General features: G+C 62.6%; 12 protein-coding genes. 8 read left to right on the forward strand and 4 right to left on the reverse strand.

Annotated features, from left to right (window positions below; genetic code table 11):
* Positions 1-9: 9 nt before the first annotated feature.
* The 3 genes from QWJ37_RS06770 to QWJ37_RS06780 form a co-directional block, all read right to left on the reverse strand.
* Positions 10-1,674: a DUF6270 domain-containing protein gene (locus tag QWJ37_RS06770; RefSeq protein WP_290244869.1), complete on the reverse strand. Its 1,665-nt coding sequence runs from the start codon at positions 1,672-1,674 to the stop codon at positions 10-12.
* On the reverse strand, positions 1,667-2,812 hold the full coding sequence (gene wecB, locus QWJ37_RS06775; protein ID WP_290244870.1) for a UDP-N-acetylglucosamine 2-epimerase (non-hydrolyzing): 1,146 nt from the start codon (positions 2,810-2,812) through the stop codon (positions 1,667-1,669). The genes QWJ37_RS06770 and wecB overlap by 8 nt, the downstream gene beginning before the upstream one ends.
* Before the next feature lie 113 nt (positions 2,813-2,925).
* On the reverse strand, positions 2,926-3,177 hold the full coding sequence (locus QWJ37_RS06780; RefSeq protein ID WP_290244871.1) for a hypothetical protein: 252 nt from the start codon (positions 3,175-3,177) through the stop codon (positions 2,926-2,928).
* 237 nt (positions 3,178-3,414) lie between these two features.
* Here QWJ37_RS06780 and QWJ37_RS06785 point away from each other — a divergent pair, with 237 nt between their 5' ends.
* From QWJ37_RS06785 to QWJ37_RS06820, 8 genes are all read left to right on the forward strand, one after another.
* Positions 3,415-4,602 carry a glycosyltransferase family 4 protein gene (locus QWJ37_RS06785; RefSeq protein ID WP_290244872.1) on the forward strand — a complete coding sequence of 396 codons (1,188 nt, stop codon included), beginning with the start codon at positions 3,415-3,417 and terminating at the stop codon, positions 4,600-4,602.
* Entirely contained in the window at positions 4,599-5,516 is a 918-nt protein-coding gene (locus QWJ37_RS06790) for an ABC transporter permease (RefSeq protein ID WP_290244873.1), read from the forward strand. Before QWJ37_RS06785 ends, QWJ37_RS06790 begins: the two co-directional genes overlap by 4 nt.
* Positions 5,509-6,390, forward strand: a complete 882-nt coding sequence (locus tag QWJ37_RS06795) for an ABC transporter ATP-binding protein (protein WP_290244874.1) — start codon at positions 5,509-5,511, stop codon at positions 6,388-6,390. Before QWJ37_RS06790 ends, QWJ37_RS06795 begins: the two co-directional genes overlap by 8 nt.
* A complete protein-coding gene (locus tag QWJ37_RS06800; protein WP_290244875.1) occupies positions 6,391-9,573 on the forward strand; it encodes a CDP-glycerol glycerophosphotransferase family protein in 3,183 nt (1,060 codons plus the stop codon).
* Positions 9,551-12,283, forward strand: coding sequence for a glycosyltransferase (locus QWJ37_RS06805; RefSeq protein WP_290244876.1), 2,733 nt, complete (start codon positions 9,551-9,553; stop codon positions 12,281-12,283). The genes QWJ37_RS06800 and QWJ37_RS06805 overlap by 23 nt, the downstream gene beginning before the upstream one ends.
* Positions 12,284-12,477: 194 nt before the next feature.
* The gene (locus QWJ37_RS06810) at positions 12,478-15,762 is read left to right on the forward strand and encodes a CDP-glycerol glycerophosphotransferase family protein (protein ID WP_290244877.1); all 3,285 of its coding nucleotides are present in this window, start codon (positions 12,478-12,480) and stop codon (positions 15,760-15,762) included.
* Positions 15,763-15,931: 169 nt separating this feature from the next.
* The gene (locus tag QWJ37_RS06815; RefSeq protein WP_290244878.1) at positions 15,932-16,651 is read left to right on the forward strand and encodes an NTP transferase domain-containing protein; all 720 of its coding nucleotides are present in this window, start codon (positions 15,932-15,934) and stop codon (positions 16,649-16,651) included.
* 51 nt (positions 16,652-16,702) lie between these two features.
* Positions 16,703-20,449, forward strand: coding sequence for a CDP-glycerol glycerophosphotransferase family protein (locus QWJ37_RS06820; RefSeq protein WP_290244879.1), 3,747 nt, complete (start codon positions 16,703-16,705; stop codon positions 20,447-20,449).
* Here QWJ37_RS06820 and QWJ37_RS06825 read toward each other — a convergent pair.
* Positions 20,446-21,312, reverse strand: a complete 867-nt coding sequence (locus QWJ37_RS06825; protein ID WP_290244880.1) for an acyltransferase — start codon at positions 21,310-21,312, stop codon at positions 20,446-20,448. The two genes, QWJ37_RS06820 and QWJ37_RS06825, sit on opposite strands and share 4 nt — an antisense overlap.
* Positions 21,313-21,346 lie beyond the last annotated feature (34 nt).

The raw sequence follows: 21,346 nt of genomic DNA on the forward strand, positions 1-21,346 counted from the left end.
GGGTAAATCTCAGGCTGTAGGGTTTGCGGAAGCCGCAAGGAGGTCCGCATACCTATCCCGGGGCCATGATTGCAACGGCGACCCCCAACCATCCAAGGCCAGATCGATAAAGCGGTTGAGCACCAACCGGTACGGCATATTGTGTCCCTCAGCGAACCTGTCAACCACTAACTGGACATTGCCGTTTGCGGACACCCCGGACCGCGGCTTCATCCCGAGAGCCGCGGCGAACGGCGCCAGGTGTTTCTCCAGATGGAAAGCATCGTCATCGTTCTGGACATATATGACCTGGTAATCGGCTGCTTTATCCGCTCTGGCCCGCGTAACTGCGCTCACCCGGGAGCCCAAAGTATCCAGTGCGGACACGGAATCAAAGCCCGGAAACAGGGTCTGCTGATACTTCGTGACGGCCCTGTTCCAGTACTTCCGGATGGCTGTCTGCGGATTAAAAACGAGGGCACGTGACTCCGGAAGGGACGCAGCAAATGCCAGCGAGGCGAAGCCTCCTCCTGATCCGCCCATAAACAGGACCCGGCGCACGCCCAGCTGATCCGCGATGGCGCTGACCATGCCGCTGAACCTGCGCGTCATGTCGTCACCGGCGTCTCCGGTAAACCAGGCAAGGTCCAGATCCGGATGGGCCTCCAAAGCACCGTCGGCTAGGAAGAGCAGGTTTTCGGGACGCTCCTCCAACGTCGCAAGCCACTCAAAGCGGGGAACCTGGTACTTGCCGCGCGGCAAGGCCCCGTGGCTGATTACCAGCAAGGTGTCTGAGCCGGTGTTTTGGAGAAGGAACCTTGCCTTGAACCGTTCACCCGCCTTCGTCCGCGGAAGAACAACATGTGCCGTGCGTCCGGGAGCAGGATGTATCTGGGAGGGATCGGTCCAATGAAAGATGGGGGCCCTATGCCGTTCATCCCAATTCCAATGCCGGGCGTTGCCGCTGTGGTGATGGTTCGCTCCGGAGGCTGCGGCCAACCGGGCGGAAACCTCGTGGTAGCAGGAATCAAGCAGGTTGAACGGTGCCCGGCCGGAAGCATGCCCCGCGGCAGCGGTGGTTCCGGGAACAGAGACCACGGAAATGCCCAAACTGCGCAGATAGCGGTAGTAGGGCCGCAAGAGGGCGTTCATTTCCTCCGAATCCGGACCGTACCCCAATTCCACGCCGGCGCCGGATTCATCCGTAGAAGCCCACGGCAGGTCCAGAACGTAGGTGCGGGACGTCAGCTCCAGGCCCGCAAGCAAGCCGGCAAAACGGTCGGCTGCTTCCCGCCACAACTCCAAGTGATCCTGCGAGCCAAAGGCCAGGCGGCGGAGCACATCGGCTCCTGCGATCGTGGCCCGGGCCAACTGGGGGGAGTTGGTGAGGAAACTGCCGTCACTCAGCTGGCTGACGCCGAAGCGTTCGTCCGCCAGATCCCAGAGCACCAGGTCGACAGCGCCTGCACTCTTGCGCAGGGCCCCGGGCAGCGACGATGCCGCGTCAGCCTCCACGTGCCCGGCAGCGGAGACCGTCAGCCCCGCGGGCAAACCCAACGTTGCGGCACTGGCCTTGTTCATGGCGCTGATCAATGACTGTCTGGCAACAAAACCTGACCGCTTAACGTCGGACGTGTACGTCGAGACAAGTGCGGAGGCGGCATTGCTGCCGTAAACGAAAACCTGTCTAGGCATACGTGAAATCGGCTGTCCGTGTCCCCAACCCGAGCAGCTGCTCAATCGCCGCGACGGTACGCTCGGCCGCCTGCCCGTCTCCGTAGGGGTTCACTGCATTCGCCATGGAGTCGAAGTAGTCCTGTTCATGCAGCAGGCGGGTCACCTCAGTGACAATGCGGTCTTCATCGGTGCCGATCAGCTTGACCGTACCGGCGATAACCGCTTCCGGCCGCTCGGTGTTTTCGCGCATGACCAGAACGGGCTTTCCCAGGCTTGGAGCTTCTTCCTGCACTCCGCCGGAATCAGTCAGCACCAGATGGGAGATGGAGAGCATCCGGGTGAATTCACCGTAGGCAAGGGGCTCCGTCACCAGGATGTTGGGGCGCCCCTCGATAGCCGGCATTACCGCCTCGCGCACTACGGGGTTCCGGTGGAGCGGCACAACCACGGTGAGGTCCGGTTCAGCATCGGCGATGCGCGCCAGCGCCTTACCGATCCCACGCATGGCCTCGCCCTGGTTCTCGCGGCGGTGAGTGGTGGACAGAAGAATACGGCCGCCGGCAGCAGCCAGCTCCTCGAGCAACGGATCCGTAAACGGCACGTTCTTGTCCACGGTCATAAAGAGTGCATCGATGACACTGTTGCCGGTTACCGCGATATCGGCGGCCGGAATGTTCTCCGCCAACAGGTTGTCCCTGCTGGTGGACGTGGGGGCAAGGTGGAGGCTGGCGATCTGGGAGGTCATTTTCCGGTTCGCCTCCTCCGGGAACGGGGAAAAGAGGTCACCGCTTCGAAGCCCGGCTTCCACATGGACAACCGGAATGCCGTGGTAAAAGGCCGCAATCGCGCCTGCGGTGGAGGTGGTGGTGTCACCCTGAACAACTACGGCATCTGGTTTGTTCACCGAGAACAGCTTGTCCAGACCATCGATGGTTTTGGTGAGAATGCCGTTCAGCGACTGTCCGGGCTCGAAAATGTTCAGATCGTGATCCGGAACAATTCCGAACAATCCGTTGACCTGGTCGAGCATGGACCGGTGCTGGCCGGTAACGGTGACAAAACAGTCCAGGCTGGACGAGGCCTGGAGGGCGGCAACGATGGGAGCCATTTTGATGGCCTCCGGTCGGGTTCCATAAATCGGCATAACGACCGGCATCAAAATTCCCCTAATTACGCTTGACTATCAAAAATTAGTTACCAGTGTAGCCGAAACGGGATTTTAGTCGCGATGGCGGGAATATAGCCTCACATGCCTGGGCTGCCTGTGGGCTAGCCGAAGTAGACCAGAAGTGCCACCAGCCCCGGTACGGAAAGGGCCACGGTGACGCTCAAAATCAGCGCAATGATCCGCTTCTTTTGGTAGCTCCCATCCTTTTTGGGGGAGCCGCCGATGGCTGCGACCGGCCGCCGGCGAGCAGCGCGGGCAGGTTTGACCGCACCATTGGACCTGGTATCCGGTCCTTGCGGCATTTCTCTTAGGTGGCGGGCAGCTGCCACGTCCGGGTACTGCTTGTTAGGCATGTACCAAGCTTTCCATACCCTGGCCGCACTGGGTTCGTAGCGCGCCGGGACGGGCCTACTACCTGCGGCCGCGGGCGCGGCTACCTGAACCGTTGCGGAGGCTACTTGCGCCCTCTATAAGCCGCGGACAACTACGGTCCAAAACCCATAAAACCACGCGTACAGTGGCCCCGATCGCGCCGTTGTGGACTGGCACAACCGCATTCTTCAGGGGGGATGATCATGCGGCTTTTAGTGATGACGCATTCCTATGCACCTGAGCACACACCGCCTCAGCGCCGCTGGACACAGTTCATCCGGTATTTCAGCAGCTTGGGCTGGGACGTGGACGTCATCACCCCGGTAGCGCATGAACCGCACGGCCGGCGGACCCTGGACAGGCGGCTGGCAGGGCGTGCCTTCCGGCGGGACATCGGCAGTTCCGGCGAGCAGATCCTCAGGGTGCCGTATCTGCGGCATCCGGTAACACGCTGGGGGCGGCTGGCCGACCATTGCTTCAGCGCCGCCGCGTCCGTGGTGGCCGGCACGATCAGCCGGCGTCCCGACGTCGTCGTCGTGACAGTGCCGAGTCTGCCGCTGCTGGCCGCCGGGTACCTGGTGTCCCGCCTGAGGCGGGCGCCGCTGGTGGTGGACATGCGTGATGCGTGGCCTGATATTGCCCGGGACGCGAGGATTGTCCGCGGTGCCGGCCGGGGGCTCACCGAACGCGTCGTGTCCGGTTGCCAGGCGCGGGCTGACCTCGTAGTCACTGTTACCTACGGCTTTGCCGAGATTCTCCGCAACTGCGGACTTCACAACGTCGAGACGGTAACCAACGGAATCGATACCACTGTCCGCCCTCTGCTGCCCCCGCCACCGGCAGACCGCGAGCACTTGAACGTTCTTTACCTTGGAAACCATGGCGAGAGCCAGCGGCTTGAGCTGATGATTCACGCCGCGGCCCTGGCCCGTGACTACGTGCACCTGACCATGGTGGGACACGGTGTGGAGCGACGACACCTGATTGCCCTGGCACAACGGCTGGAAGTGCCTGTCACCTTCCACGAGCCGGTCCAGGGCCCGGAGGTTTCGGAGTTTTACCTCGACGCAGACACCTGCGTGGTTTCCCTGCGTGAAGATTGGAAGTCCTTTGACGCGACCATTCCTTCCAAGACCTATGAAGTTCTCGCCGTGGGCCGCCACATCACAGCTGTGGTGAGAGGCGAAGCCCGCCGAGTCATCGAGGAATCCGGGGCCGGAGATGTCGTGGACCCAGACCCGGAGGCTATTGCCGCCTTGTGGAAGGAACTGCACGCAGACCGGACAAGACTGGCAACGGGCACCTCTGGCAGGGACTGGCTTCAGTCACACGCGGATCTGGACGGGTTGTCGCAGACCTACGCCCATCTGCTGCGTGCTCTGACACCACACGGCGGAGCCGCATGAGCGGGGAACACGGCCACGGGGGCAGTTCGCTGGCGACAGTGCCTCCCGCGGAAAACCCGCCCCGGGTCCGGCCGGTGACGCTGACCACCCGCAGGCTGCACCGGGTGGGAGCGCGGCCCGGGTATGCCGAGTACCTCTACCGGATCTGGACCTACCGGCGCTTTATTGCCTATGACGCCAGGTCCCGGGCCCTGAACGGCAACCGCAGGGACCGGCTGGGCAGTGCCTGGCTGATCCTCAACCCCATCCTCAACGGCCTGACCTACTACCTGATCTTCGGCCTGTTCCTGCGGACAGGAGCCGGCATAGAGAACTTTCTCGGGTACCTGATCATCGGTATCTTCCTTTTCCAGTTCAGCGCACGCTCAATCACCAACAGCGGGCGGTCCATCCAACAGAACCGCAATGTTGTCCAGGCCTTCAGCTTTCCCCGGGCCGCACTGCCTTTGGCAGCGAATCTGCGCGAACTCATAGCGGCCATTCCCGTCCTGACCGTCATGCTGCTGCTGGTGCTGCTTCTTCCGCCCACCGAGGACGTCACCTGGAAATGGCTATTGATTTTTCCTGCCGTTGCCCTCCAATGGACCTTCAACCTGGGCATAGGGCTGATCCTCGCCCGGATTATTTCCAAAACGAACGACGTGGTTCATCTGCTCGGATTCGCCCTTCGCGCCTGGATGTACGCAAGCGCAGTCTTTTATTCCTATGAGCGTTTCATCGACCACCCGGTGCTGTTGCAGGTGGTGCAGCTGAATCCGCTTTTTAAGGTCCTGGATATCGTGCGCGACTGCCTGCTCTACAATCAGCTGCCGTCCTGGCAATCGTGGGCCGTTCTGGGCGGCTGGTCTGCGGGAACCCTGATTGTGGGCAGCATCTTCTTTTGGCGCGCAGAGGAGACATACGGCCGTGGATGACCTTATCTCCGAAGCTGATCTGTGCGTCGCAGTGGACGGTGTGAGTATGCAATACCGCGTACCCTCCAGCGAGCGCAGCCCGGAGCGCCCGCGGGGCATCAGCGGGCAGATCCGCCGGGCAGCCGGCAAACAGCAGCTGGTAACCGTACGTGCCCTGAACTCCTTTTCGATGCTTGCAGGGAAAGGCGAGTCCATCGGCATCGTAGGACGTAACGGATCCGGAAAAAGCACCCTCCTGAAGCTCATCAGTGGACAGGTGCCGCCGGACAGCGGTGCCGTATATGCCTCCAGCACTCCCGTGCTGCTGGGAGTGAATGCGGCGCTGGTGCCGGAGCTGTCAGGGGATCACAACGTGGTGCTCGGCTGCCTCGCGATGGGGCTGACCGAGGAGCAGATAGCCCAACGTTTTGACTCGATCGTGGAACTGTCCGGCCTGGAAAAGGCGATTCACCTGCCGATGCGTTCCTATTCCAGCGGTATGGCCTCCAGACTGAGGTTCGCCATCGCCGCCAGCATTGACCCCGAGATACTGCTGATCGACGAGGCGCTGAACACCGGCGATGCGCAGTTCACCGACCGCAGCCGCCGGCGCATGGATGAACTGCGTGCCAACGCAGGCTGCGTCTTCCTGGTGAGCCACAGCCTGAAGACCATCACCGGCATGTGTACCCGTGTGCTGTGGCTGGACCAGGGGGATCTGCTGATGGATGCAGCGCCGGATGACGCGGTCAAGGCGTACAGGGAGTTCACCAAGGCGCTCGCAGATGAAAACAACCAACGCGCAGCCGCACTCCGTCAGGAAGCCCTGGACTCCCTGACCGTCGCCCGGGTTCTCGAGCCCCCGGCCGGCAGGCGCGGGAGAGGAAAGCACTAGATGATCACTTTGCAGGGATTCCGTACCGCTCTTCGGCCCCCGGGTCCTGACGGAGGCCTGCGTGCCCTTGCCCGCTCCCTGCACCCCGCGCTGAACGCAACCCTGCGCCGGATGGCCACGCCCGGACCCCGGGACGCCGACCTGCTGAGCGTCATCATTCCCATGCACAATGTCGCACCGTACCTCGACCGGTGCCTCCGCAGCATCATCAGCCAAACCTACCGGCGGCTCGAGATCATCCTGGTGGATGACGGGTCAACGGATGCAACTGCGGCAATCGCTGCCGGGTATGCACGGTATGACCGGCGCATCCGGATGCTTCGCCAGCCGCACCGGGGAAACGGAGAGGCCCGCAACACGGCTATCGCAGCAGCCCGCGGCCGGTTCCTCACCTTCGCAGACGCCGACGACGTTGTTCCCCCAGGAGCGTATGCAGCTATGGTGCAGAACCTGCTCAGGACGGGCTCGGACTTTTGTGTGGGCTCCTACGGCAGGATCCGGGGCAGCAAACGGAGCCCGGTCCGTCTTGCCGATGGTCTGCACGCCCGGCCCCGATTGGGGACCACGCTGGCGGAGTGTCCCCGGATACTGGATGACGTCTTTTTGTGGAACAAGGTTTTTGTGCGCGACTTCTGGGCCCGGGAGGTAGGCCGGATCCCGGAGGGGGTGCGGTATGAGGACCAGGAAACCACTGCCAGGGCATATCTCCGCGCTGCTTCATTCGACGTCCTCACCGAGGGCGTGTACTGGTGGCGGATTCGTGAAGACGGCTCCTCACTGACCCAGGGCAAGCACCGGACGGAGGACCTGAGGGACCGGTTGGCGGTGACCCGCTCCGTAGCCGCCCTGCTGCACACCGAAGCGCCCTCCTTTGTGCTGGCCCATTGGTACGGCCGCCTGTTGGGAGTTGATCTGATCCCGTACATAGAACAGATCCCCGACGCACCTGACGAGTACTGGCAGATGCTCAGCTCCGGGATCAGGGAGTACCTGGCCGCCGGAGAAGAGTTTCTCTCCGGTACTGACCCGCAGTCCCGCGTCCTGCTGCACCTGACGGCCGGCGGCCACCGGGACGATGTTCGCCGGGCCGTCATCGACAGGATCAATAACGGGACGGCCAGTCCGCTGCGTTTTGATGCCGGACGGATCTTCGCGCAGCCGTTGCTCTTGGATGCCGTGAATGCGCCAATAGGACGGGAGCTGCTCGAGGTTATGCCGGAGCAGCTGGAGATGGTGGCTGTCCTTGATGCCCCGCTGCCTGCCACCGGGGAAACAGCAACGGTTCACGGCTTCGCCTACCTGCGCAACGTGGACCTGCGTACCACCCCACTCGTCCTGACAATCGAGGTTGCTGTGAGCGGCGGAGTACCCCGGCAGGAGGTTCCGGTCCGGAGGTTTTCAAACCCGCAGATCGACCTTCTCTCCGGAGACCGGAACTGCAGCTACGCTGCCTCGGCTTTCTCGGTAGAGCTCGGTCTGCCGCTTCCTCAGGAGCTGACAATCCGGCTGGAGGTGGACGGGCATCGCATTGAATGCACCGTTCCGGTTCCGGCTCCGGACAGCGGACCAGGCGACGGAGCCGACGGCGGACCAGGCGACGCTCCCCGCCCCGCTCCCGTGAGCGGGAAGCGGGCTCCTCTGGTCACGCGGTTCAGCGTCCATACCCGGGAAGGGGCGGATGAACTGCGGTTCGAGGTAGCCAAGGCGCCGCCGGGTGTCGCGTTTGCGCTGGTAACCGCCCGGCATCGGCTTCCTGCCAAGGTGCAGGCGATGCCGGGCGGGAGTCTGCTGCTGCGGGTACCCCTGACCGTGGAGTCCTGGGATGCCAAACTGTCCGCACCGCCGTCGGGGTCCTATACGCTGCGCTGGAATTCGGCAGGCCGGGCCGCAGGACCGGGAGACCCGGCCGTCCCGGCAGGAGAATCAGCGCTGCGGGGCCTCACACCGATACTGCTCCCGGCCTGCCGCGTCCGCGGCACGCGAACCGATTCAGGGGCCATGGCGGTCACCCTCGGAGCTCCCCTCACCGATGATGAGGCCGGAACATTCCACCAGTACCGGCTGCGGCGTGCCGCGTTCACCTGCCCGAAGCCGGCATCACACGGCATGTTTTTTGAAAGTTTCGGAGGGAAAAGCTGCACCGACAGCCCCCGGGCGATCTCGGATTACCTGGCAGAACAGGGCTTCGACGAGCCGATCTACTGGTCCGTAGCGGACCGCTCCGTACCGGTGCCCGCCTATGCTGTGCCGTTGCTGCAGGGGACGGCGGACTGGTATGACAAGCTCTCAACCACGTCCCGGCTGGTCAACAACAACAACTTTCCCTGGTATTTCCGTAAGTCACCGGGGCAGTTCTATCTGCAAACCTGGCACGGAAAGCCGCTGAAAAAGATCGGGCGGGACATCCCGCAGCGCCTGCTTGCCCTGTCCTATCGGGACCTGATGGAACGCGAGGCGCAGTGGTGGGACCTGCTCCTGGCACCGGATGAGAGGACCGGCTCCATCCTGTGCCGGGCACTCGGATATACGGGGGAGGTCCTTGCTTCCGGCTACCCCCGCAACGAGGCATTGCTCGGCACGGATACCCGGGTACGAACCCGGGAGCTGTTGGGAATCCGCCCCGGGCAGAAGACCATCCTGTACGCACCCACATGGAGGGACGCAGCGCGTGACGGCACGGGGCGTCCTGTCTGGGCCGGCTTTCTCGAGGTGCAGGAAGCGAGCCGGCTTCTCGGGCCGGACTACGTGTTCCTCATCAGGGGCCACCATAACGTCGCTGCCCAACGTCGGATCGAGGACCATCCGCGCGCACTGGACGTTACCGACTATCCGGAAGTGAATGACCTGTACCACGCTGCGGACGCCTTGGTGACTGACTACTCATCGACGCTTTTCGATTACGAGATGCTCGGGCGGCCCACGTTCATCCTGGCACCGGATCTGGAGGAGTTCAGCCGCTCGAGGGGTCTGTATCTGGACCCTGCATCGGACCTCGCCCACATCCCGTTGGCGACGACGACGGCGGACCTGGCCGATGCGCTGCGGCACGGTCTTACCGTACGGCCCCGGGCAGGCGAAGCAGCACCCCTTGTGCCCGGTGAAAGCACAAAGTCCGCCGCCGATGCGCTGCTGGCCCATGTTCCGGCAGGAGTCCAACCAAATGACTGGAGACAAGATGGCTAAGGGCCGGTTCTCCCTTGTAATAGCGCTGTACAACGCTGCCGAATACCTGCCGGCCTTCCTGGAATCCCTGCGGACCCAGACCTATCCGCTCCGGGACCTGGACATAGTGGTGGTCGACGACGGTTCCACGGATGACTCGGCGGATCTGGTGGAGCGCTGGCGGGGAAACCACCACGCGGGACTGCGGCTGATCCGCCAGGACAATGCCGGCCCCGGAGCAGCCCGAAATGCGGGGCTGCGGCGGGCGGGAAACGAGTGGGTGACCTTCTGCGACCCGGATGATGTTTTTCATCCCGGATACTTCTCAGCGGTCGCGGATTTCCTCTCAGGCGACGTGAACGGCTCCGCCCAGCTGCTGGCGACACGGCTCGTGCAGTTCCGCGACGGCACAGCGGCAGTGAATCACTCCCACCCCCTGGGCAGGAAATTCCGCCTTGGCAACGTCCTGGTGAACCTGGACGCAAACCCGGAGTATATCCAGCTCCACGGGCCTACCGCCTTCCTGAAGCGGGCCGCCCTGCAGGAACACGGGCTGTGGTTTGACGAGCGGATCCGCCCCAAGTTCGAGGATTCGAACCTTATTGGGCGTTATCTCGCCGCCGTGGAGGCCCCTGTCCTCGGCATAGTGGCCAGTGCCAGGTATTTGTACCGCCGCAACCGGCGCAACGGGGCGTCACTGGTGAAAGGCGCCTGGGGGGATCCCCGTGCGTACAACGAGCTTCCCCGGTACGGCTACCTCGGCATGCTCTCCGACATCCGGGAGCGGCTTGGACGGGTGCCGCACTGGGCCCAGTACATGGTGCTCTATGACCTGGTGTGGCTGTACGTCGATGACAAGCGGATGCACAGCCAGACCGCCGGCGCCACGCCGGAACAACGGGAGAGCATTCACCGGCTGCTCGAACAGATCATTGAGCTGATCGACGAGGACGTTATCCGGACGTTCAGCGTGGTCAGCCAGGGCTGGATTTTCCACAACATCCTGCTCAGCTATTACAAGAAGGACCACAACCCGCTCATCCAGGAATGGGAGCGGGATGAGCACCGCGGTACGGTGCGTTTCTCCTACCTGTTTCAGGGCACCTGTCCCGAGGAGAAAATCTACCTGCGGGGTGCCCCCGTTGTTCCGGTGGCGGCCAAAACCCGGGAGCACCGGGTGGTGGGAAAAACCCTTATTAGGGAACGGATTCTGGTCCTTCCCGACGACGGCGTTCCCGACATTGTCCTGGACGGCACCCCTGCGCAAATCACCTCGGACCGGGGCGTTCCGCTGCAGGAAGGGCGCGTACCCGAACAGCAACCCGGTTTTCAGCTCCGACCACCGGCGGTGCCGGTTAAGGGCGGACAGTGGTACGGAAAAGGTGTGTGGTCCGCTGTTGGCATTCAGGTTGGCAGGTTCCGGGCCAATCGCATCCTCCGCAGAGCCCTCACCGGCGCGGGCCCGCTGGAGGAAATACGGGACAGCGCCGTGCGTTTGCTCAAGCGGGCACGGAGGCGCCGAAGCGCAGCCGTGCGTGCAAAGGCGGACCATCGGCTGGTGGAGCGTGCCGGACGGGAACCAGCGGTATCCAGGTACAAGGATGCATGGCTGCTCATGGACCGTGTAGACCGCGCCGACGATAACGCGGAACATCTCTACCGGTATCTTCTTCGCGAACGCCCGGATATCAATGCCTGGTTTGTCCTTAACCGGACCAGCCGCGACTGGGACCGGCTGGCAGCAGATGGCTTCCGGCTGGTCGCGTACGGCTCCGATGAACTGGTCCTTCTGGCGCTCAACGCGTCCTTCCGGATCTCATCCCATTTGAACGCCAACATTGAATATCCGGTGAGTAGGCGGCGCTACGGGGCGGGCAACAGCCGGTTTGTTTTTCTGCAGCACGGGGTCATCAAGGATGACATGTCCAGCTGGCTGAACCTGAAGAACATATCCCTCATGATCACGGCTACGCATGCCGAACATGAATCCATCGCCGGTGACGGCAGCCTCTATAAACTCACGCCCCACGAGGTGAAGCTCATCGGCTTTCCGCGCCATGACAGCCTGCGGAGGGCAGCCGACGCGGTTCCGCTGCAGCGCCGCCGCCGGATCCTGATGGCACCGACCTGGCGGGAGTACCTGCGGGACGAACTGGCTGGTGCGGATTCCGCCGCCGGGCGGGTGGAGCGGTTTGAACAGAGCGAATTCGGCCGGAACTGGCTGCAGGTGCTGCGCTCGCCGAAGCTACGGATGCTGTGCCTGGAGAAGGGGTACGAAGTGGTGTTCCTCCCACACCCCGAACTTGAGTCCATGGTTCCCCTCCTGAACCTGCCGCCCCATGTCCGTGCAGCTGCCTATTCCGAGATCCGGGTGCAGGATCAGCTCGTACAGGCCCACACCTTGGTGACCGACCATTCTTCCCTGGCATTCGACGCCGCCTATGCCGGGACGAAGCTCGTCTACTTCCAGTTCGACGGCGACGAAATCTTCGGCGGCGGGCATGTGTACCGGAAGGGGTACTTTGATTACGGCCGCGATGGTTTGGGACCGGTGGTAACCCGGGCCGGGGACGTCGTGGAGGAACTTATCCGGGCTGACGGGTTGCCCAGGGAAGCACGGTTTGAAGACCGCGTGCGGGGAAGCTTCCCGCACTGGGATTCACGCTCCTCCGCCCGTACCACATCCGCCATCGAAGACCTGTGGCTGTCTGTTTCAGCCGGGACCGAATAGCCGTGGTCAGGGCCGGAGCGCGGGTACATCGACTGGTTGCCGGGATGCGGCGGCGCGGTAAGGCCCTGGTGTCGCCGAACAGCTCACCCCGGGGTCCGGCGCCGGCACTGCTAAGTGTGGTCCTGCTTCCCGGTGGAAGTGAGCCAGAAACAGCCGCAACGCTGACGGCCCTCCTCGCCCAGAAGTACCGGCCAATGGAGTTGCTGGTTGCTGCGGCCGGGGGCGGCCGCGGGGAGGCACTGAGACAGGCCGCAGGGACGGACCCGAGGGTGCGGATGGTGGCTCCCGGAAAGAACGGACAGCTGCAGGCCTGCCTCCGGGCGGCGGGCGGAAACGTTGTGGTCCTGGTCGAACCCGGCGCCCGGCCGGACGCCGGCCTGTACGGCGGCATGGTTGCCGCACTCGCGACGTCGGAAGCAGGTTTTGTCTCGGCGGCGCCGCGAAGCACGTCCGGACCCGGGAGGCCCGCGGCGTTGCTGCAGGCATCCGGCCGAACGGGACTGCGCCTGACCGACGTCCCGTCCGCCGTCGCCGATTCGGCCCTCTGGAACAAGGCCTACCGCCGGACCTGCCTGGATCGGATCACAGCCGATCTTCCGGCCAACGCCTCGCCCATGGACATAGCCGTTAGGGGTTACCTGCGTGCCGATTCCTTCGACTATCTCGGGATCCCCGGCGGACGCGGGCCCAAAGCGCCGGCTGCGTCGGCTGCCCGGTTGGGTGAGGACCTGGCCGCCTGCATCCGCATCGCGCCTCTGCTGGCCACCGAGGCGGCGGGGGAGTGCCGCGGCTTTTGGTACGCCGCGGGACTCGGTTCCCGATGGCGGACTTACCTCAGGGACGTTCCTCGCTCCGGGCCTGAACACTGGCAGCTTGTCCGGCAGGCAGCAGCATTGCTGACTGCAACCAGCGGAGGGCTTGACCGGTTCCGGCTCCATGACCGTGTGCTCGCAGCGCTCGCAGCAGCGGGCGACCGTGCCGGCATCGACATCGTCCTTGCAGAATTGCAGGACCAGGGGCCAGGCTACCGCGTTCTGGCTGACGACAGCGCCTATTACGCCGTCCCCACCTACCGGCCACTGCTTAACGAACGGGTGGAACCCGGCATGTTTCGTCTGCACGCGGCTGATCTGCAGATGCGCTCCCTGCTGCGCGGTTTTCGCTGGGACGGGGATGTCCTGGAACTGAGCGGGGCGGCATATGTCGAGGGACTGGACACCCGGATCTACCCTGCGCTGATCCGCGCCGAACTTGTGGACCGCTCCACTGATCAGCGATATCCGCTTACTGTGCTGCAGTGTGCGGATTCCGCGATCGATGAAAAAGCCGGGGACCGCTTCAACACCTACGCCGGCGCCGGATTCTCCATCCGGCTGGACACCGGTGACCTGCTTCGTTCAACGGAGCCAGGCCGCGGCCGGGAGTGGTACGTGGGAATCTCGATGGATATCGGCGGGATTCACATCGCGGACCGGCTCCAGGGAAGAGACGAGGACCTGGTGCCGCGCCGGCTTCCATTGGGCCCGGCGGTGGGGGAGCGCCGCATTGCCGGGCTCATGGACGCGGTGCACGGCCTGCGGCTGGCCGCTGTTTCCTACCGGTTTCTGGTCGATGATGTGCGTGCGGAAGGCGAGACGCTGCGGGTACATTTCGCCGGAGCGATGCCGGAACGGGTACACCTGCAGCTGCCGGACGGTGGATGGGCCGGATGCAGGCGATGCCCGGATCAGCCGGGAACCTTTGTTGTGGAGCTGGCAGGCATTCAAACGGGGCCGAAAGCCCGGGAATCCATCTTCCCGCTCCGCGCCGGTGCCGGTTCCGGCCAGTTCCAATATGCGGGCTGGACAGGAACCGACGAGGAGCTGGAATCCCGGAGGTCAGCGGACGGCTTCCAGCTCCGGACCACAGGTTACGGATTCCTTTCCGTCATTCGGCCGGCTGCCCGCGCCGCCGTGACCGGCTGGACTCTGTGCCTGAGCGGTGAGCGTTTAAGCATCAGCGGCCACTGGCTGGACAGCCATAAGGACGGAACCGGGGAAATCGTCCTGGCGGGACCCCACGAACTGATCCGGCCGCAACATGTGGACACCAGCGAGAACGGGCACTTCCTGGCCGAATATGACCTCCGTCGGGACCTCTGGGGGGCCGGAAAAGCGTGGCCGGAGAGCGGCACGTACCGCCTGGTTTCGCAGTCCGGAGATGGCGGCACGCCGGGGCCGGTTTCCGTAACCGCGGGTTTGGCGCAGAAACTCCCCATGGACGCATCACGGAGTTCTGTCCGCGTGGCTGCTCCGGCGAGCGGAACCGGTGAACCGTTTCGCCTCCGAATACTGTCTCCGCTCGGCCCCGAGGAACGCGGACTCTATAACCGTCAACGCCTCGTCGAGTCCTATGCGGCGACCACTGCACCTTTGGTCAGCGCCGTTTTCTTCGAGAGTTTTGCCGGCACATCAGCCACGGACAATGTTCGAGCCGTCTGCCGGGAAATTGCCGCCAGATACCCGGAGCTGCGGCGGTACTGGTCCGTTGCGGACTCGTCGGTCATTGTCCCGGCAGGTTGCACGCCCCTCATCCGGTTCTCCAAAGAGTGGTTCCGGATGCTGGCGACGGCGCAGTATCTCATCAACAACAACACCTTTCCGGTCTTCTTCCGCAAACGTCCGGGGCAGATCTACGCACAGACGTGGCATGGAACGCCCTTGAAACGGATCGGCTTCGACACACCCGCAACCAGGGTGACTCCTTCGTACCGGCGCACGCTGGAACGTGAGCCCCAGAGCTGGGACGTGCTGCTTGCCCAAAGTCCCTACGCCGCGCAGACCCTGGCGTCGGCATTCAGGTACCCCGGGCCTGTCATTACAGCGGGTTACCCGCGCAACGATCCGCTGCTGCACGAGGATGCCCCGGCCCGACGAATGGCGATCCGCAGCAGCCTCGGTATTCCCGCGTCCAGTATGGTCCTGTTGTACGCACCGACCTGGCGGGATACGGCACGGACCCGCGGAGACAAATTCGCCGTGGTAAATCACTTGGACATTCCCGAACTGGGGGAGAGGCTTGGCCGCGACTACACGTTTCTGTTCCGGGGACATCACAACGTCGCTGCCCAGCGCGGCACCAATACCGGCGGGGCGCTGGACGTCACGGCTTACCCCGAGATCACGGACCTATACCTCGCTGCCGACCTGCTGGTCACTGACTATTCCTCGGTGATGTTCGATTTCGCCGTGACGGGCAAGCCCATCTATCTGCTCGCACCGGACCTGGACGAATACCGCGATGTCATCCGCGGCTTTTATTTCGATGTCACTGCGGAAAGACCTGGCCCCCTCGCCAGCACCTCCGCCGAACTCGCCTCACACATCGCATCCCGGCTGGCGCGGGGCTACCCGGACTTTGCCCGCCGGTATGCCCCCCTGGACGACGGGCAGGCGACCTCTCGGTTTGTAGACAGTATCTTCGGCAATCGGTCCCGCTGACCGTGCGCCAAAACTACGTAAATGCAGGCACCGGATTTACTCTTGCGCATTCCCGTTGCACATGTATTCTTCCCACCGGGGGGCCGCAGAGGGGCCATACGGCGGTATAGCTGTCAGTTTTGGAACGGCATTCCCTTCGATATCTTCCCGAGGGACAGGACAACCAAAAATGACTGTGCAAACCGTAATTCTCGCAGCAGGCATGGGAACCAGATTGGCACGCCCCCATCCCAAGTCTTTAACGGAATTAAATGACGGCCGTACAATCATGCGGCAACAGGTCGAGAACCTCCAGGGTGCATTCGGTGAGCAGCTGCGCCTGACCATTGTTGTCGGTTACAAAATGGATGAAATCATGAACCATGTGCCCGATGCATCGTTTGTTTACAACGAGGCATTTGCGCGCACGAATACCTCAAAAAGCCTGCTCAAGGCATTACGCAGTTCAGTCGAAGGTTGCGGCGTCCTATGGATGAATGGCGACGTCGTCTTTGAGCCCGGGATGTTGGAATACCTTTATAACCTGGTTGCCGATGACAGATCGTTTATAGCCGTGGATACATCATCGGTCTCCGAAGAAGAGGTCAAGTACACAATCGACGAGCACGGCTTCATTAACAGTCTGTCCAAGAGGGTCGAGAACGGACTGGGCGAAGCCATCGGCATCAACTATGTTTCCTCCGCCGACAAGCACTCGCTGATCAGCCGGCTGGGGCTCGTCCCGGATGACGAGTACTTCGAACGGGGAATCGAGCTGGCCATCGCCGAAGACGGCGCCCGGTATCTGCCGGCGGACATCAGCAGCTTCTATGCCGTGGAAGTTGATTTTGCCGAGGACCTCGTACGGGCCAACGAGCGCATAGCCATTGCGAAATCCGTCCCGGCCTAGGCGCTCCCGGGGTTGGGGCAGAGGCATCGTGGGACTTCGAGTGGGGGAAAGATGATTGGATGGCAGGCGGTCTACGCGCACGCTTTAAACCTGGAAAAGAAGAATGACTGGACCGGGGCGGCCGACGCGTACACCCGCCTGATGCAGGGCGGTGAAGAGAACAACCCGAAAGTGGTGTTTAGGCTGGGGCATGCCTTGTTCCGGTTGGAGCGGCTCGACGAAGCACTTCCGCATCTCCGGCGGGCAGTGGATCTGAACCCCGGAAACGCGTCCTGGCACTACCGGCTGGGGTTTGTCCTGGAGAGGCAAAAAAAATACGGCGATGCACTCCGGCAGTACCGGGCAGCACTCGGACTGGAGCCCGGCCAGCCGGGATGGATACACCGCGCTGAATCATGCGAGGCGGCCATTACGAAACTGCGGGTCGACGCCGTGGTTGAAAGCCGCGGGCCAACCTGGCAGTTGACCGAGGCGCTGGAAGACGGGCTGGAAGCCCATGCGACGGACCACAACTGGGCCGAGCGGCTGGGGGATGCGTATTTCCGCATGGGCCGGTATGCGCTGGCCGGCGGGGCCTATGCCCGCTGTACGGGTTTGAAACCCGAGGACTCGAATCTGCACTTCAAAGAAGGCTGGGCCTGGCAGCTTGCCGGAAACCAGCCCGAATCCGACAGCGCATTTCAGCGTGCCGTGTCCCGTGACAAGCGGCTTGGGGCCAGGGACTTCGGCATCGGAGTCTTCTTCGAAGCAAGAGGGCGGTGGAAACTGGCCGCAGAAGCGTACGCCAGGACGCTGCGCGACAAACGGAGTTCAGTGGAGCTGCACTATCGCCTGGGTGTGGCCCGGCAAAAAGCCTATGACTGGGCCGGCGCCGCGGAAGTGCTCCTCGCAGGAACCCGGATCAGTCCACTGACCGCCAAATTGTTCTGGCGCCTTGGTCTGTCCTACGAGCGGCTGGGGGATCTGCAGGCCGCCGAAGCCGCCTACGCCACCGTGCTGGGCAGCCCCTCAGCGGGCAGCCGGTACTGGAAATACCGGCTGGGCCATGTGCTGCGTCTCCAGGGAAAGTACCGGGAAGCATGTGTTGCCTACTTCCTCGCCCACAAAGACGGTCCTGTCCCACAGCCTTCACCGGTACAGGCAGATCCATACCTGGCGCGGGCTTTGGAACGGGACCTGGGACAGCTAAGGGCCACACAATCCGCTGAACTTCTCTACGACTTTGGCCAGCGGGCCGAAAGCCTGGGATGCAACTTTGTAGCGGCGGAGGCGTATCTCGCCACTGTCCAACGAACAACCGACTACTCTCCGGAGCGGTATTTCCGGCTGGGCTGTGCCCTGATGCTCACCGGCAGTTACCAGGACGCGTGTGCGGCGTTTGCCGAGACGAGGCAGTTCAAGCGGGCCCACGCCGTGGACACGGGGCAGTACATGAAACACAAGCACCACAAGCAGGGCATGGCGTACACGGAATACATGGAAACCCTCACGGTTGACACCCGCACCATCATGTACGAGAGCATGCACGGGGCTGCAGTCGCAGGGAATCCGCTGCAGATCTACCGGACGGTCATCCGCGATCCCCGGTTTAATGGTTTCACCCATGTGTGGGTGCTGAACCGGGAGGAAGCGGTACCGGAGGAACTCAAGGGCCGCGTTGATGTCGTTTATGTCCCGAGGAGCAGTGACCTTTATCTGCGCTACCTGGCAAGTGCGGCCTACCTGATCAACGACAATACTTTCCCTCCGTACTTCATTCGCCGACCGGAACAGAAATACCTCAATACGTGGCACGGTACGCCGCTCAAGACCCTGGGCCGGGATATCCGGAACGGGTTCATGGATCATAAGAACGCCGCCCGCAATTTCCTGCACGCCACGCACATGATCGCGCCGAACGATTTTACGGCCGATTGCCTGATTGAGAAGTATGACGTGGCCGGACTCTACAGTGGACGTCTCGCGGTAACCGGCTATCCGCGGATAGACGCCACTCTCACAGCAGACAGCGCACGGCGGCGGGCGCTCAGGGCCAAGCTGCGGATACCCGCCGACAAGAAGGTCGTGTTGTATGCCCCCACCTGGCGGGGGGACCTCGGCTCGGGCAGGCTCGACAACGCCCGTCTGCTCGCGGATGTCCAGGCGCTCGGGTCCGGCAACTGGCATTTCCTCTACCGTGGGCACACCATGACGGGTGATCAGGCCAGCGGGGATGCCCTGGAGCGGCATACGGTTCCTGCCGCCGTCGACACGAACGACCTCCTTGCCATTGTTGACGTCCTGGTCACGGACTATTCGAGTATCTTCTTCGATTTCATACCCACGGGGCGGCCCATCGTCTACTACGCGCACGACCGGGACGAGTATGAAGCGGAACGCGGACTCTACTTCGACCTCGAAACACTGCCGGGCAGCATCTGCTACGACGTTGAAGCACTGATGGACCGGGTTGCCACCGGACTGGAGAGCGAAGATATAGCCGAAAACACCGAGCGGCGGGATGCAGCAATGCGGAGATTCTGCCCGTTGGAGGACGGGAAAGCGTCGGGCCGGGCTGTCGAGTTCTTCTTTTTCGGTGCGTCCGGTTGCGAGGTTCCCGTGAAACAGGACGGTAAACGGAATGTCCTGCTGTTCCAGGGCTCGTTCCTGCCCAACGGCATCACCACCTCCTATCTGAACCTCGTCTCGCATATCGACCGCACTGAGAACAACGTCTACGTCGTCGTTGACCCGGAGGCGCTGGGCTCCAAGGCCGAGCGCCTGGAGAAATTCGCTCAGAACCCGGAGCATGTACGGGTACTGGCGCGAGTGGGAACCCACGTCCTCACGCCCGAGGAGCGCTGGGTGATTGACAAGATGAACACCCAGCATGCCGTGGACACGCCGGAAATGTGGAGCATCATTGACCGGGCATTCGCACGCGAATTCCGTCGTGTCTTCGGGGACGCGGCCTTCGACTCCGTCATCTGTTTTGAGGGCTATGCGAGGTTCTGGGTCGCCCTGCTTGGCAGCGCTCCACTCGAACGGGCAAGGAAATCCGTCTATCTGCATAATGACATGCACAAAGAGTGGAAAAACCGGTTCGAGTACCTTGAGGCCAACTTCCGGCTCTACCGAAAGTTCGACTCGCTGATATCCGTAACCAAGAGCGTTTCCGAAGAAAACCGTCAGCGGCTTTCGGAAGACTTTCACCTCAGTCCGGAGTCCTTTACCTACTGCAACAACCTCGTCAATCCGGAGGAAACAGTGCGCATGGCGGCCGAACCGCTCGACCATGACATTGCCGAGTGGGTAGAGGAAGGTGACACCCTGTTTGTCACCCTGGGACGGCTCTCCCCGGAAAAGGGCCATGCGAAACTCATCCGGGCTTTCGCCGGCGTGGCCGCCGACTATCCGAGGGCAAAGCTCGCCATTCTGGGGGATGGTCCGTTGGAGGAAGGGCTCCAGCAGCTCATTGTCCAACTGGGCCTTGGCGCTCAGGTTATGCTCGCCGGCCGACGGGCAAACCCCTTCGCCATCCTGAAGAATGCCGACTGCTTTGTTTTTTCATCGGACTACGAGGGACAGGGCCTGGTGGTCCTGGAGGCACTGATCCTGGACCGTCCGGTGATATCCACGGACGTGGTGGGACCGCGAAGCGTCCTCGAAGACGTGCACGGACTCCTTGTGGAGAACAGTGCGGAGGGCCTGGCGGACGGATTCCGGCGGTACTTCCGCGGAGAGGTGCCCCACCATCCCTTTGACTACGAGGTCTACCAAAAAGACGCCCTGGCGAAGTTTGCCGCCGTTGCTCTTTAGGCTCCCGGGTGGGAATCCAGTTGCCTTGAAGCTTCGTCCTGCCTTATCACGGGGACAATTCTGGCTGCTGTGCAGTAGCGGTCCGACCACCGGTGTGCAGCGGACTCGGAGGCAAACGAGACGGCAAACGTCGCGCCGTTGCTCTCATAAAGTGCCACAAAGGGTACGTCGGGTTCCTGATCCTCTGTCTTGTCCCAGTAAGCGGACTTGGCGACGGTGCTTGCATCAGGTTTGTAAAAGGGCCTCGTCCGTGAAAGATGGGGCCGCTCCCACGCCACATTGCGTTTGATCACCCGCGCGGGTACGCCGGCGGCGACACTGTTATTGGGCGCCGGACCCGTGACCAGGGAGCCGAATCCGATGACGCTTCCGTCGGCAACGCGCGCGCCACCGAGCAGGACAGCACGTTTGGCTACCCATACGTGGTTGCCTATGGTGATGTCCCTGGACCAGTTGACCCGCCGGTCCGTGATGACATCGAAGATGGCATGCCCGTCATCGGCGCGGATCTCGTTGTCACTTGCCAGCATGACGTCATCTCCGATGACAACCGATGTTCCTTCGACAGCCGAAATCACGCACGTGTTGGTGGTTGTCAGCTCTTTCCCCAGGATGACCCGGGAGTCCTGTCCGATGCGGATAAAAGCCGAGAATGTGCCAAAGCTGTTGCCCGCCATGTCAAGAACGCCGTTGTCGCAATCGAAGACCACGTCCAGCTTGCCCAAAAACACGCCTGACCTAACGCGAAAGCTGTTCCCCGAGCCGTTGAATTCAATTCGGACGTTCGGGATTGCGCTGCCATCATAAATAATCCGATTCCCGTTCTCGTCGCTGTACTTCGCCAGCGTATTCAGGATCACCATGACGCCGAGCCTATATTCGCCGGGAGCCCCGTCA

The sequence above is a fragment of the Arthrobacter sp. YD2 genome (assembly GCF_030410475.1).
Classification (GTDB): Bacteria; Actinomycetota; Actinomycetes; order Actinomycetales; family Micrococcaceae; genus Arthrobacter_B; species Arthrobacter_B zhangbolii.